Here is a 13,650-nt window from a genome sequence, read left to right as displayed (position 1 = left end):
GATGGATCGCCCGAACTACATCACTCCCGTCGGCTACGCCGTACTCCGCACCGAATACGAGCAACTCCTGTCGACCGAGCGCCCCGCCTTGGTCGAAGTCATCTCCTGGGCGGCAGGCAATGGCGACCGGTCCGAGAACGGCGACTACATCTACGGCCGCAAGCGGCTGCGCGAGATCGACCGGCGGCTCGGCTGGCTGTCGAAGCGGATGAAGGCGGCGAAGGTCGTCGACCCGGCGGCGCAGGAAGACCGCTCGCGCGTCTGGTTCGGGGCGTGCGTGAAGGTTGCCGACGAGGACGACGTCGAGCGGGTCCTAACGCTGGTAGGCGACGACGAGACTGACGCGAGCAACGGGCGGATCGGCTGGAACTCGCCGTTCGCACGCGCTTTGCGCGGCGCTGCGATCGGCGATGTGCAACGGGTGGATTTACCCGCTGGCGAGCGCGAATATGAGGTGATGGCGATCACTTATCCCTGAAGTTGCGATCCTCCCCCGCAAGGGGGAGGTGGCTGGCGCTTGCCAGACGGAGGGGGAAGTAAGGAAAACCGCTGTTCCGTGTCCTCCCCCTCCGTCACCTGCGGTGCCACCTCCCCCTGGCGGGGGAGGATCGTGAGTTGCCCGTCAACGATGCGTTTCGATCTACACGAATTGACCTCGCGCCGCCCCCGTGTGACGTTTCGCCCACGCAACGACACTCGAGGAATCCCCATGCCGATACCCGTCACTTGGTCCAGCCGACTGCTCAGCGTCATGCGCATCGTCGTCGCGCTCGTGTTCTTCAGCCACGGTATCTCGAAACTCTTCGGCCTGCCGCCCTTCCCGATGCCGATGACCCCCTTGATCTACGTTGCCGGCGTGCTCGAAGTCGTCGGCGGCGGCCTGCTGATCGTCGGCCTGTTCACGCGACCGGTGGCATTCGTGCTGTCGGGCATGTCCGCGGTCGCATATTTCATGGCGCACATGCCGCAGGGTCCCTTCCCGATCGTTAATGGCGGCGAGGCGGCGGTGCTCTACTGCTTCGTGTTCCTGTACCTCGCCGCAGCCGGTGGCGGTGTCTGGAGCGTGGACGCGCAGCGCGGGCGCGGCTAACCTTGCGCGCATGATCGATACCACAACGCGCAACGTCGCCCTCCTGATCGACGCGGACAATGCGTCCGCGGCGACCCTCGACCCGGTGCTGACCGTCCTTGCCGAGCTCGGCACGGTCAACGTCCGGCGGGTCTATGGCAACTGGTCGAAGCCCGCGCTGAAGGCGTGGAGCGACATGTCGATCAAGCACGGCATCGAGCCGCAGCAGCAGTTCGACCTGACCAAGGGCAAGAACGCCACCGACATGAAGATGACGATCGACGCGATGGACTTGCTGTTCCGCGGGCGCATCGACGGCTTCGGGATCATGTCGTCGGACAGCGATTTCATGCCGCTCGCGACGCGTATCCGCCAGGACGGGATCCCGGTCTATGGCTTTGGGACGAGCCGCACGCCTGAGGGATTTCGGCAGGCGTGCACGCGGTTCATCGACGTTGGCGCGCTGAACGAGACGTCGCAGCCGATGCAGGTGCCGACGCCTGCCCCGGTGGCTGGCGAGAAGCCGGCCGCGCCTGCGCCGGTCGCTCGGCCGAAGACCGCGCAGCCGATCGACGAGCAGGTGATCAAGCTGCTGATCGATGCGTACAACGCGGTAAAGCGCGACGAGAAGGGCTATGCCAGCGTCGCCGAACTTGGCCAGTTGGCGGGCAACCGGTCGAGCTTCGATGCGCGGAATTATGGGTTCAACCGGTTGTCGGACCTGATCGAGACGATCCCGAACTTCCAGCATGAGCGCCGCGAAGGTGGCCGGTCGTTCGTCAAGCGCCTGCGGTAGACACTCATACTTCACGAAAAGGTGTGCCACCCCGGCGAAGGCCGGGGCCCAGTTGGGAGACGTTGCTAACCGGGTGTAGTGCGTCGTTACTGCGACCTTTCCAACTGGACCCCGGCCTTCGCCGGGGTGGTAGTTTAGGTCGAGCGCCTACCCCGTAGGCTGCAACCGCCCACCCGGCTCGCTCATGCCGTGCGCCTGTTCCTCGCTGTCGTCGGGCACCACTAGCGCACCCTTTCGCCAGTTGCCGTAGCGATAATACCACGCCGCGATCGCCAGCGTCGCGAGCGATCCCAGCGGAAAGCTCCACCACAGTGCGTCCGCGCCGAGCCACGGTTTTGCCAACAACGCGAAGCCGATCCGCACCGGATACAGCGCGACGATCAGCGCGATCAGCGGCGCGATTACAGCACCGTTAGCGCGAACGGTCGAGAACAGCACCATCGTCATGCCGAACAGAATAAAGTTCCAGCTCGCGATCAACTGGATATGCCGCGCGATCGGCAGCGCGGGGCTGGCTGCACCGATGAACAACGTCATCACCGGGCGGTCAAACAGGATCACCACGCCGACCATCGCACCGGTCAGCGCGATGTTGAAGAGCAGGCCGTATTTCGTGATGTCGCCAACCCGGTCCCAGCGGCCCGCGCCGATATTCTGCGCCGCCATCGAACTGACCGCCGCCCCAATCGCCAGCGCGGGCATCTGGATATAGGTCCATAGCTGCTGCGAGACGGCATAGGCCGCCGCGGTATCGACGCCGAGCCGGTTGACCAGCCCGACCATCGCGAGCCCGGCGGTCGACATCACCAGCATCTGCGCGCCCATCGGCAAACCTTTGCGGACGATCGTACCGGTCAGCGCGCGCTGGGGAATGAGGTAGCGGAGTTCGTTGCCGCGTAGCCGCAAGGGCAGGTCTCGCGCGTAGATATAGGCGATCAGCCCGAGCAGCGAGACGTGGCTGGCAACCAGCGTCGCGGTTGCCGAGCCGGCGATGCCCATCTGTGGGAACGGGCCGATGCCCGCGATCAGCAGCGGGTTGAGCGCGCTGTCGAGGATCGCGCTGAGCAGCATGAACCAGAGCGGCGTCATTGAATCGCCGGTCCCGCGCAGCCCCATCATCAGCAGCACCATCATCATCGACGCGGGCAACCCGAGGAAGATCACGCGGAGGTACGCGAGCGCGAGCGGCATCGCGTCGCCGGGGGTGGCGAGCAGGTGGAGGATCTCCGGCGCGAACACCCAGCCGAGCGCGGCGACGACGATCGCCCCACCGAGGACCAGACCGACCGCGGAGCCGAACGCGCGGCGTGCGCCTTCCAGATCGTGGCGGCCGAAGCTCTGGCCGACCAGGATCGTCGCTGCCATGCCGAACCCGAATACCGCGCCGAAGGTTAGGAACATGATGATGTTGGCGTTCGAGGTCGCGGCGAGCGCGCCCTCGCCGAGATACCGTCCGACCCAGATCGCGTTGATCGAGCCGTTGAGCGATTGCAGGATGTTCGAGCCGAGCGTCGGTAGCGCGAACGCAAGCAGCGTGCGGCCGATGTGACCGGCAGTGAGGTCGCGCTGGCCCGGCTTGCCGCGGGGGCGATCGGGGGGACTGGTATTGGAAAAGTCGGGGGCGCCACCACGCTGCCGATCGGATTGCAGATCGCTCACACAGTCACTCCGTCATGCCGGACCCGGTCCGGCATCAACCGGATGAACACACGCGCCCCTATCTGTCGTACGCCTAGCCGCGGAGTGAACGTCGGGACAAGCTGGTAGGTCCCCCGCTCCGAACCTAGTGCGCTATGTTTCCCCGCGAAGGCGGGGACCCAGACTGGGCTCCCGCCTTCGCGGGAGAACAAGATGGCAGGGACATACCCTACGCAGTAGAGCCGCCCCTCCCGAACCGTCACCCGAGCGAAAGCTGGGGTATCCCGTTATCGGCCGGCCGGTGTAGTTACTCACTGGGATACCCCAGCTTTCGCTGGGGTGACGGGTTGGGTTTGAGTGAGACGGCGGTACGGCACACATTCCCCTCCCGCTCGCGGGAGGGGTCAGGGGAGGGCGGGACGTACGTACTGGCGTCCGGCTTTTGAGGCACGCCCCAACCCCTCCCGCAGGCGGGAGGGGAGCAGGTCAGCCCAAGCGTCCCAGTGCCGCTTGCAATCGCGCAGCCTCGGCGGCCTTGTCGGCGTGGTCGGCCTTGGCCTTTTCCACCGCTTCGGGCTTGGCGCGTTCGACGAAGCTGGCGTTGCCCAAGCGGCCTGACAGCGCGTCGCGCTCCTTCTCTGCCGCTGCGATCGCCTTGGTCAGGCGGGCGCGTTCGGAGTCGAGGTCGATGACGCCTTCGAGGGGCAGGACGAAGGTTGCTTCGTCGACCACGACCTGCGCCGCGCCGCCGGTGGCTTCGCCGTCGGCATGCGTGACGCGGGCGAGACGTGCGAGCGCAGGTGCCTGGCGTTCGAGCCGCGCCAACGTCGCCGCGTTCGCATCACGGACGTGGAGCGGCAGGCGCGCGCCCGGCGGGACGTTCAGTTCGTTGCGCGCGGTGCGGATTTCCTGAACCAGGCGGATCAGCCAGTCGACTTCCTTGCTCGCCTCGGGATCGAGCGCGCGCGCGTCAGCCATTGGCCATTTCGCGACGATCAGGTCGTGATCGCGCGGGCCCATCGCGTGCCAGAGTTCCTCGGTGATGAACGGCATGAACGGGTGGAGCAGGACCAGGATCTGGTCGAGCACCCAGCCTGCGACCGCCTTCGATTCGTCATCGATGACACCGCGCTCGTCGCCGACCATCTGCGGCTTGATGAGTTCGAGATACCAGTCGCAGAAGCGGCTCCACGCGAATTGGTAGATCGCGTTGGCGGCGCCGTCGAAGCGATAATCGGCGAGCGCGAGGTCGACCGTCTGGACCGTCGCGATCGTCTCGGCGATGATCCATTTGTTGACCGCCAGTTCCGCGCGCGGTGCCTCCAGATTGGTGCTGGCGACGATACCGTTGGCCTGGGCGAACCGCGCCGCGTTCCACAGCTTGGTGGCGAAGTTGCGATAGCCCTCGACGCGCTTTTCATCCATCTTGATGTCGCGGCCCTGGCTCTCCATCGCCGCCATAAAGAAGCGCAGCGCGTCGGCGCCGTAGGTGTCGATCAGCCCGAGCGGGTTGACGACGTTGCCCTTCGACTTCGACATCTTCGCGCCGTCCGCCGCGCGCACGAGACCGTGGAGGTAGAGCGTGCGGAACGGCACGTCCTTCATGAAGTGCAGCCCCTGCATCATCATCCGCGCGTTCCAGAAGAACAGGATGTCGAAGCCGGAAATGAGCACGTCGTTGGGGTAGCGGCCGCCTAATTGGCCTCCCCGCCCGCTTGCGGGAGGGGATTGAGGGGTGGGCTCGCGCTCGCCTTCAGGCGTAGCGTTCGAAGTGAGCGCGTGCCCACCCCCGGCCCCTCCCGCTTGCGGGAGGGGGGAAGAACCATCCCAGCCCAGCGTGGCGAAGGGCCAGAGGGCGGAGGAGAACCAGGTATCGAGCACATCGGGGTCGCGCGTAAGGCTCACGCCCTCGCCTGCCAGAGCCTGCGCTTCGGCCTCGGTCTCGGCCACATACGGCGTACCGTCGGGTCCGAACCACGCCGGGATCTGGTGCCCCCACCACAGCTGGCGCGACACGCACCATGGCTGGATATTGTCCATCCAGTTGAAGAACGTCTTCTCCCACGTCTTCGGGACGATATCGATCGCGCCGGTCTGAACCGCCTCGATCGCCGGCTGCGCGAGCGTCTTCGCGTCGACATACCATTGGTCGGTCAGCCACGGCTCGATCACCACGCCCGAGCGGTCGCCATACGGCGTCTGGATCGTACGCGGCTCGGCGTCGTGCTCTTCGCCGTCCTTGTCGACATGCGCGATCAGGAAGCCTTCGTCCTTCAGCCGCGCGACCACGGCTTTGCGTGCCTCGGCAGTCGTCAGCCCGAGCAGGTCGGCGGGGATCAGCCCGTCGGACACCTGCACGACGCGCGCCTTCGCATCGAGCATGTTGAGCATCGACCCCGCGGCCATCCCTGCCCGCTTGCCGACCTCGAAATCGTTGAAGTCGTGTCCCGGCGTGATTTTGACAGCGCCCGAGCCGAGTTCCGGATCGGCATGGTCGTCGGCGATGATCGGGATCAGGCGTCCGGTGATCGGCAGCTTCACCTGCTTGCCGATCAGCGCGGTGTAGCGTTCGTCCGAGGCGTTCACCGCCACCGCCATGTCGGCGAGCATCGTCTCGGGCCGCGTGGTCGCGACCTCGATGAAGCCCCCCTCTTGTCCAAGGGCGCCATCTTCGAGCGGATAGCGCAGGTGCCAGAAGCTGCCCTTAATCTCGCGCGTCTCGACCTCGAGGTCGCTGATCGCGGTGCCGAGGCCGGGATCCCAGTTCACGAGACGCTTGTCGCGGTACAGCAGCCCCTGCTTGTGAAGGTCGACGAACACCTTGAGGACAGCCTTCGAGAAGCCCTCGTCCATCGTGAAGCGCTCGTTCGCCCAGTCCATCGAGCAGCCGAGCCGGCGGAGCTGCTGCGTGATCTCGCCGCCGCTCTCTTCCTTCCACGCCCAGACCTTCGCGACGAACTCCTCGCGAGTCAGGTCGGTGCGCTTCTGCGGCGGGGTCAGCGCGCCCATCTGGCGCTCGACCACCATCTGCGTGGCGATGCCGGCGTGATCGGTGCCTACCACCCACAAAGCATCCTTGCCCTTCAGGCGCGCGTGGCGCGTGAGGATGTCCTGCAGCGTGTTGTCGAGCGCGTGGCCGATGTGCAGCGAGCCGGTGACGTTGGGCGGCGGATTGACGATCGTCCACGGCTCGGCGTTCGGACGGTCGGGGCGGAACTGGCCGCTCGCCTCCCAATGCGCATACCAGCGCGATTCGATGGAGGCTGGGTCGAAGGTTTTGGGAAGCTCGCTCATGCGCCGAGCCTTAGCGAGCGCGACGCGAGGAAACCAGCCTTGCGTCCGCGCCCTTGACTGGAGAGCCTAGGGCTGCTGGTTCATGATCTTGGCGATTTCGCGCGAGACCATGTCCTCGACCATGTTAGGAAGGTTGGCGTCGATCCACTCGCGCAGCATGGGGCGAAGCATTTCGCGCACCAGGCCCTCAAGCGTGCCGTCATTGCCTGTCTCGGGTTTTACCATCATCCGCGTCAACGCCTCGAGCGGCGCGCGCGTTGCAGCGGCGGTGTGGCGCGAGACGATCGGCTCGGCTGCGGCATCGGTGGCCGGCTGCGGCTTGGCACTCGGCGCGGGCTTTGGCGGCATCATTTGCGGCGCGGCGTGGCGTGGCTCCGGCGGGGTCTCGACGGTATTGAGCACCGGGGACTTGGGCGGGCGCGGCGTACGATCGGGCATGGGGTCGCTCAGTTCGAGGATCTCGTCGTCGTCGTGGTCGTCGTCGAAATAGGCGGGATCGAGATCGACCGGTGCGGACGTCGCGCGCGCAGGGCGACGCGACCGGCCGGGCGTATCGCCCTCTTCCGCGATGATGCGTTTGATCGACGAGAGGATTTCCTCCATCGACGGCTCGCCGTTGACATCCCCCATCCGGACCATCCCAAACCCCGTAGCCCCGCGCGCCCCTATTGGCGGCTCGGCGCGTCCTTACCTGTCGTCAAGGCGGGGTTCCTGTCAACCGGCGTATCGAGCAACGGGTCGTACTGCGCCTGAACCGTGGCGTTCTGTGCGGGCGACTGCGCGGTGCGGGTGGCAACCGGCACGGGCTCGCCGTCGCCGCCGAAATCCCAGATCTTGTGGCGGACGCGGTTGTAGTTCGCGACCGGATCGTACAGCACGCCGCCGTCGAGCCCCAGGTCGCGCGCCTCGGCCTGGCCCATCGCGGCCAGCAGCGCGAAGCCTGCGACATACGCATCGCGCCGCGCGGTCACGAGCGTGACCTGGCTGTTGAGCAATTCCTGCTCGGCGTTGAGGATGTCGAGGATCGTGCGCGTGCCGACGCTGTTCTCGGCGCGGACGCCTTCGAGGCTGAGCTTGTTCGCATTCACCGCGGTTTCCGACGACTGGATCACCTGCTCCGACGAGCGCCAGATGGCAAAGGCGGAGCGCGCCTGCGCGATGACGTTGCGCTCGGTCGCGGTGACGTTCTCGATCGCGCGCGACTGGAACGCCTCGGCCTGACGAACCTGCGCGGCGGGGCGCCCGCCCTGGAACAGCGGCAGCGTCAACGACAGTCCGGCCTGCACCGCCTTATTGGCGTTGGGGATGCCGTTGACGCCGCCGGGCACCGACGCGATCGAACCGAGATAGTTGGTGTAGCTCGCGCCCCCGACCGCACTGATCTGCGGAAGCCGGCTCGCGCGGGCGACGCCGACATCGTAGCGGCTCGCGTCCCGCTCCTTGGCGGCGGCGATCAGCACCGGGTTGTTGTCGATCGCGACGGTCACGGCCGAGGCCGGGCTGTCGGGCAGATGCGGCAACGTCGGTGGCGTGTCGAGCGTGCCGGGCGGCGTCCCGACGAACTGGATATAGCTTTCGCGGCTGGATATCAGATTGGCTTGGGCGGACTGGAGCTGTGCGCGGGCGAGCGCGAGGCGCGCTTCGGACTGGGCCACGTCGGTGCGGGTCAGGTCGCCGACCTGGAAACGGTCGCGGCTGGCCTGGAGGTTGACGTCGAGGACGCGGACGTTCTGCGTGTTCAAGCCGACGATCGCCTCGTCGCGGATCACGTCCATGTACGCCGCGACGACGTTGGTGAACAAATCGGCTTCGGTACTCCGCAGTGTCGCTCGGCCACCCTCGACGCGGGTCTTCGCTGCGGCAACCGAATTGCGGACCTGCCCGCCCTGGTACAGCGGCACCGACACGTTCGCCCGCGCAACGCCCTGACGCGGCGGCGCAAGGAAGTTGTTCTGGCCAGTGACGAGGAATTCGGTGAGATCGCCGGTCGCGTTCGCCGACGGCAGCCCCGCCGCGCGGGCGATCGGCACGTTCTCGTCAGTGGCACGCAGGGTAGCGCGCTGCGCCGTGATCGTCGGGTTGGTGTTGTACGCCTTGACCAGCGCCTCTCGCAGCGTCTCCGCGTAGAGTGGTGCAGCGCTATACGTCAGCGCAACACTCAGGAGCAGACTGCGGAGAAGTGCGGCGCGGGCCATGGTTTTCTGCTCAGAACCGGAAGGGTTTGGGGGCGTCGAAGCCAGGCAGGCTCACGCATTCGACATCGACGAACGCCGAGAGCGCAAACCCGCCATCGGTCTTGCGCCCCGATGCGAGCCGGGTCAGCCCGCGCTCGGCGATCCCTGCCGTGACACGACCGCCGGACTTGACTTGGGCGATCAACGCGTCGGGCACGGTCTCGATCGCCCCGTCGACGATCAGCACGTCATAAGGCGCGCCGGCGGCGTGGCCGTCCTGCATCGGTGCCTCGACGAGTTCGACATTACCGGTCCCGGCGAGTGCCTCGCGGGCGATCGCCAGCAAGGCAGAATCGCTCTCGACCGCGACGACCGATCCGACGATCTCGGCCAGCACCGCCGCGGTATAGCCGGTCGCGGCACCGATCAGCAGGACGCGGTCGGTCGCGGTCAGATATGCTTCGGTGAGCAGACGGCCGGTCGCCATCGGCAGGTTGGCGTAGCGTCCGCGTCCCAGCGGGATCGTCGCGTCGCGGTAGGCGAGCGCACGGACGTCGGCAGGCATGAACGCCTCGCGCGGCACGCGCGCCATCGCCGCGACGACGCGTTGGTCGTTGACCGCGTTGGTGCGCAACTGGCTCGCCACCATCGCGTGACGCATCGTGTCGAACGTTGCGGGAGCCATGGACACGGTTGTCCCGCCGATCTCATGGGTATCGGCTGCGAGCGAAGGAGTATCGAGAGTCGTCGTCGTCATGGCGCATCCTGTCGCACAACTGTTTTAGCCACGCAATACACTTGTTTCGGATCGCTCCGATATCGCGCGGCCGGATATGGCCCGTCTGTTATCGCGTGGGCGCGGCGACGCCAAGCATCGGTTGGTCGGATTTCGCGCCGTTTGACGGTCGCGTGCTGGCGTTGAAAGACGCCCCGCCCGCCCGTGTGACACCGAGATGCCGCGAACGGGGCGTCGAGGGCGCACGAGAAATCCCGGCAACACCTCTGCGCCTGTCCTTAGCACCCGATCGCGGAACCGTCCCGCGAAATGACCCGCTGTTGCGTCGTACGGCTCGAGTCGCGCGACTGCGCATCGCGGGCCGGCGCCTTCGCTATGTCGTGCAGCACCTGCGTCGGCGATCCCAGCACTGCGTTCCGCGCCCGCAGGCTCGCCTTCAGGAACGGCTTGGTCAGCGCCATGAACCGCCGCGGGGTCATTCCCAGGAACGTCGCCGAATCACGCAGGAAATGCGACGCATCGAAATAGGAGCGGTCGATCGTCGTATAATCCGCCTCGCCGCCGGCCATCATCAGCCGGACGAACGACCGCAGGAACCGCGCGCGCAAGAGGAGCATCTTGGGCGGAAACCCGAAATGGCGCACCGACAATCGCCGCAGCGCGTGCGTCGGTATGTCGAGTTGTGCAGCGGCGGACGCGATGTCGGTCGGGCCATCGGTCGCGAGTATCTCCATCAACTGCCGGATCTGCGGCGCATCGGCATGCGGCGGCCCCAGCCGCGCGAGCAACATCGCATCGAGGATCGGCGCGACGGCGGCATCATCCGGCGCGCCCTGCAAGCCCGCTACCAGATCGCGCGTGAAGGCCTTCCCGAGCACGTCTTCCAGCGGCACGATGCGGTTGCGGAAGTCGCCGGCCGATCGCCTAAACAATCGCGCCCATCCCAGCGCGCTGATCCCGAAGCCGATCATCACGCCACCATGCGTCACCGCCTTCAACGCCTGGTTGGTCGGCCCGAACAGGCTCGCCACGGGCAGCGGATCATAGGTCCGCCGACCGATCGAAACCGCGATCGGCCCGGCATCGATCGCGATCCGCACGTTGGCGGTCGCCGGCAGGAACCAGTCGACCTGTCCTGCCTCGATACCCGTGTCTGTTCGATAGACGTGATAGCCGGTGATATAGTCGGCGAGCGCGGCAGCGGGCCGGTCATACCGGATTGCCATGCCGGACGGCATCGCGAACACCTCGTCATCGACACCCGTCGTATTCGTGCCGCCCGCAATCCTGTCCGTCTTCAAGCGCCCGCCCCTAAAAGCCATTAACGTCCTTGCACTTAACCCTAAGCAAAGACGCTGACGTGTGCGAGTCACGATACGAGGCCAGGGACGAGGCCGGGGGCGGTAGCGCGCGACACTCACCGCCTGCGGCGGCGTGCGAGTCGAGCATAACCAGATTATTCCGTTGTCGACCGCAACTGCAGGTTGACCGCAGCGGAAAAACGAAGCATTTGCGCCGCCTTCACGCAATCGGGGCCCGATGGCGGAGTGGTGACGTAGAGGACTGCAAATCCTCGCACCCGGGTTCGATTCCCGGTCGGGCCTCCAGTGAATGCCGGTTTTGATCTCGGGCTGCCCAAGATTTCGTAATGAGAAATGCCGGCCCCCACCCTGGTGGCAGGGGTGATCGTCCAGACAGCGACGTCATGACCCTTGTTGTTTGAAAATGCCCGGACTCCGGCACCCAGGACCGGCAGCCCCAGCGGAGCGTCGTCCGCAGCGGCGTCTCGATCTGGATGAACCACAAAGTTTGTCCTGTTGTTCGTGCCGCAGCCTGAGCGACTTTCAGACATTATGGCTGAGCCCAAAAGCTTGGCCGCGCGTTGAATTGGCAAGGAGATGACCATGATCGACGATCCGAAAACCGACGACTCAACCCCCGCCGAAGAGGCAGAGGAGATGGAAAAGGTACAGGAGGACGCCGCCAAGGAGCGTGAGGAAAACGGCGGGTACCAATAGGCTTCGACACCCTGCCGGCAATCGCCTTACCCCAATGGGCGGCGATTGCCTCTGACCTATCCGTGCGACTCACAGCCGCGATCCTAGTCGGCCACCTTTCCCGCACCATTCGAAGTTAACGCGCCGCTAACTCTCAATTTCCGGAACGTTAGGCCTTCGATGCGGCTTCTACGCTCATCTACAACCTGTCCCCGACTGGAACTGATGATGAGCACGAACCTGGTATCCGCGGTTTTCGATAATCATGCAGACGCCGAGCGCGCCGTGGCCGAGCTTCGCGCGGCTGGTATCAACGACAGCGCGATCTCCATCGTTGCCCAGCATGACGGCAAGAACACCACCACGGACGGCAACGGCGATACGCAGGAGTTCGTCGGCAAAGTCGCGGCCGGCGCCGGGATCGGCACGCTGCTCGGCATCACCGCCCTCGCCATTCCGGGGGTCGGCCCCCTCGTTGCCGCGGGCGCGATTGCGTCCGCGGCCATCCCAAGCGCTGCGATCACGGGTGCGGCGCTCGGCGGTGCCGTTGGCGGGCTGGAGAAGGTTATGACCGATCACGGTGTCAGCCGCGTCGACGCGAGCTACTATGAAGGCCGCATCAATGAAGGCGGCGTGTTCGTTTCCGTCGATACCAGCGCTGCCGGGATCAATGCTGAAGATGCTGCCGACGTCCTCTATCGCTCGGGTGGGCACACGTCGACGCGGACGAAGGTTTCGATGGCGTAATCGCCAACGTCTTCAACGCCGACATAGCTAAAGGGGCGTTCCGGTAACGGGACGCCCCTTTCAGTTCGAACTTAATAGATCGGTCATCCTACCCTGCCCCAGACGCATTCTTGCGCCCTCGGGCCAACTCCTGACGTATCGACGACCCTATCCGATACTGCCGCCGATACGGCCCCACCGAACCGCCGCATGACGACCAGCACGGTTTAGACGGCCATCCAATCGCTCTCGGCATCGTCGATCGCGGCGAAGGCGTCACCGTCGGCCTGTTGCTTGCGCAAATGTGCGCGCACCGCCTCCGGATCGCCGTTCTTTGGAAAGGTCCGATCCGCACGCGCCGCGTCGGCGATACCGTCGACCCAATCGCCGCGGTCCCGCTGCGTCAGCAGCCACTTGCCAAACGCGGGCTTCGGCTCCTGCTGGTCGTCGTCGTAATCGGCCATGATCGTGTCCTCGAATCGTTGGAACGCTCATCGCATCGGATTGATGTTCCTGCAATGTTCTTACGAGTCCAACTGTATCAGATTTGACTAGGGACACGCGACGACCGGCAACCCGACAAGCCCGAAGGAAAGCTGCGGTCGGAGATGCGGTCCCCCGGGCACAGGCGACCGACATCTCCCAAGTCACCTCAGCGTGTGCTCAGTTCACGCCCTGTTTGCGCGCGCGGACAATCATGCCCTTCGCGATCTTGCGCACGGCTTCGTCGTCCTTGGTACCGTCGGTCGCCGGATCGCCGAGGTGGTCGAGGCTCTGTTCCATGAAATCGAGGAGCCCGGCGTGCCGCGCTTCGACATATTCCATGAGTTTGAACAGCAGATGCTCCGTGGCGATCTCGCGCTGGCGGGTCTGTGTCGCGTCGTCGGACATCATGACGCCTCCGTTGGCGTTGGCGCGCCTAGTTTCTGCGCGACTCGCGCTACTTCTTCGTCTTTCGGCTCCTCCGGCAGGTCTTCGCCCGGCAAGAGTGCGTCATCGGGAATGCCCGGAGCCGTGCCGGCAATCGGTTCGTCGATGGCGCGCTCGTTCGCACCGTCCGTAATCTTCTCTCTCGCTACCATGTCAGTCTCCTCCGTTGCGTTCAAACGCACAACCAGCGGTACGGAGCCACGTCATGACCGTAGATCGTAGATAACACAGACCGAGAGATCGATCGCTTGGCGCGGCGAATGCAACGCTAAACCGCCGGCATCGAGCAC

General features: G+C 65.6%; 13 protein-coding genes and 1 tRNA gene. 5 read left to right on the top strand and 9 right to left on the bottom strand.

Annotated elements, in window-relative coordinates:
• Nucleotide 1: 1 nt before the first annotated feature.
• The 3 genes from greB to C8J42_RS03810 all read left to right on the top strand — a co-directional run bounded on the left by greB (nt 2) and on the right by C8J42_RS03810 (nt 1,865).
• Nucleotides 2–478 carry a transcription elongation factor GreB gene (gene greB / locus C8J42_RS03820; RefSeq protein WP_133019219.1) on the top strand — a complete coding sequence of 159 codons (477 nt, stop codon included), beginning with the start codon at nt 2–4 and terminating at the stop codon, nt 476–478.
• Between the two features lie 231 nt (nt 479–709).
• Nucleotides 710–1,090: a DoxX family protein gene (locus C8J42_RS03815; protein WP_133018915.1), complete on the top strand. Its 381-nt coding sequence runs from the start codon at nt 710–712 to the stop codon at nt 1,088–1,090.
• Between the two features lie 10 nt (nt 1,091–1,100).
• Nucleotides 1,101–1,865 (top strand): NYN domain-containing protein, encoded by a 765-nt coding sequence (locus C8J42_RS03810; protein WP_107962915.1) that lies wholly within the window; start codon nt 1,101–1,103, stop codon nt 1,863–1,865.
• Nucleotides 1,866–2,012: 147 nt separating this feature from the next.
• Here C8J42_RS03810 and C8J42_RS03805 read toward each other — a convergent pair whose 3' ends face one another.
• The 6 genes from C8J42_RS03805 to C8J42_RS03780 form a co-directional block, all read right to left on the bottom strand.
• Entirely contained in the window at nt 2,013–3,398 is a 1,386-nt protein-coding gene (locus C8J42_RS03805; RefSeq protein ID WP_133019218.1) for an MATE family efflux transporter, read from the bottom strand.
• A 591-nt stretch (nt 3,399–3,989) separates the two neighbouring features.
• Nucleotides 3,990–6,797, bottom strand: coding sequence for a valine--tRNA ligase (locus C8J42_RS03800; protein WP_133018914.1), 2,808 nt, complete (start codon nt 6,795–6,797; stop codon nt 3,990–3,992).
• Between the two features lie 66 nt (nt 6,798–6,863).
• The gene (locus C8J42_RS03795) at nt 6,864–7,427 is read right to left on the bottom strand and encodes a DUF2497 domain-containing protein (protein WP_207897058.1); all 564 of its coding nucleotides are present in this window, start codon (nt 7,425–7,427) and stop codon (nt 6,864–6,866) included.
• 35 nt (nt 7,428–7,462) lie between these two features.
• Entirely contained in the window at nt 7,463–8,992 is a 1,530-nt protein-coding gene (locus tag C8J42_RS03790) for a TolC family outer membrane protein (protein ID WP_133018913.1), read from the bottom strand.
• A gap of 10 nt (nt 8,993–9,002) precedes the next feature.
• Nucleotides 9,003–9,656 carry a protein-L-isoaspartate O-methyltransferase gene (locus C8J42_RS03785; protein ID WP_133019216.1) on the bottom strand — a complete coding sequence of 218 codons (654 nt, stop codon included), beginning with the start codon at nt 9,654–9,656 and terminating at the stop codon, nt 9,003–9,005.
• A 329-nt stretch (nt 9,657–9,985) separates the two neighbouring features.
• Nucleotides 9,986–11,008, bottom strand: a complete 1,023-nt coding sequence (locus tag C8J42_RS03780; protein ID WP_133018912.1) for an AraC family transcriptional regulator — start codon at nt 11,006–11,008, stop codon at nt 9,986–9,988.
• Nucleotides 11,009–11,240: 232 nt separating this feature from the next.
• Here C8J42_RS03780 and C8J42_RS03775 point away from each other — a divergent pair.
• Together C8J42_RS03775 and C8J42_RS03770 are read left to right on the top strand one after the other, a co-directional pair.
• Nucleotides 11,241–11,314, top strand: a tRNA-Cys gene (locus C8J42_RS03775).
• 618 nt (nt 11,315–11,932) lie between these two features.
• Nucleotides 11,933–12,451, top strand: a complete 519-nt coding sequence (locus C8J42_RS03770; RefSeq protein ID WP_133018911.1) for a general stress protein — start codon at nt 11,933–11,935, stop codon at nt 12,449–12,451.
• 206 nt (nt 12,452–12,657) lie between these two features.
• Here C8J42_RS03770 and C8J42_RS03765 read toward each other — a convergent pair whose 3' ends face one another.
• From C8J42_RS03765 to C8J42_RS03755, 3 genes are all read right to left on the bottom strand, one after another.
• Complete coding sequence (locus C8J42_RS03765; protein WP_133018910.1) at nt 12,658–12,894, bottom strand: hypothetical protein; 237 nt, start codon at nt 12,892–12,894, stop codon at nt 12,658–12,660.
• A 199-nt stretch (nt 12,895–13,093) separates the two neighbouring features.
• Nucleotides 13,094–13,324 (bottom strand): hypothetical protein, encoded by a 231-nt coding sequence (locus C8J42_RS03760; RefSeq protein WP_133018909.1) that lies wholly within the window; start codon nt 13,322–13,324, stop codon nt 13,094–13,096.
• On the bottom strand, nt 13,321–13,512 hold the full coding sequence (locus C8J42_RS03755) for a hypothetical protein (protein ID WP_133018908.1): 192 nt from the start codon (nt 13,510–13,512) through the stop codon (nt 13,321–13,323). Before C8J42_RS03755 ends, C8J42_RS03760 begins: the two co-directional genes overlap by 4 nt.
• Nucleotides 13,513–13,650: the final 138 nt, after the last annotated feature.

It is taken from the genome of Sphingomonas sp. PP-CE-1A-559 (assembly GCF_004340965.1).
GTDB lineage: Bacteria > Pseudomonadota > Alphaproteobacteria > Sphingomonadales > Sphingomonadaceae > Sphingomonas.
Note: the sequence above shows the minus strand (reverse complement) of the source record. Positions and strands in the feature narration are given on the sequence as shown.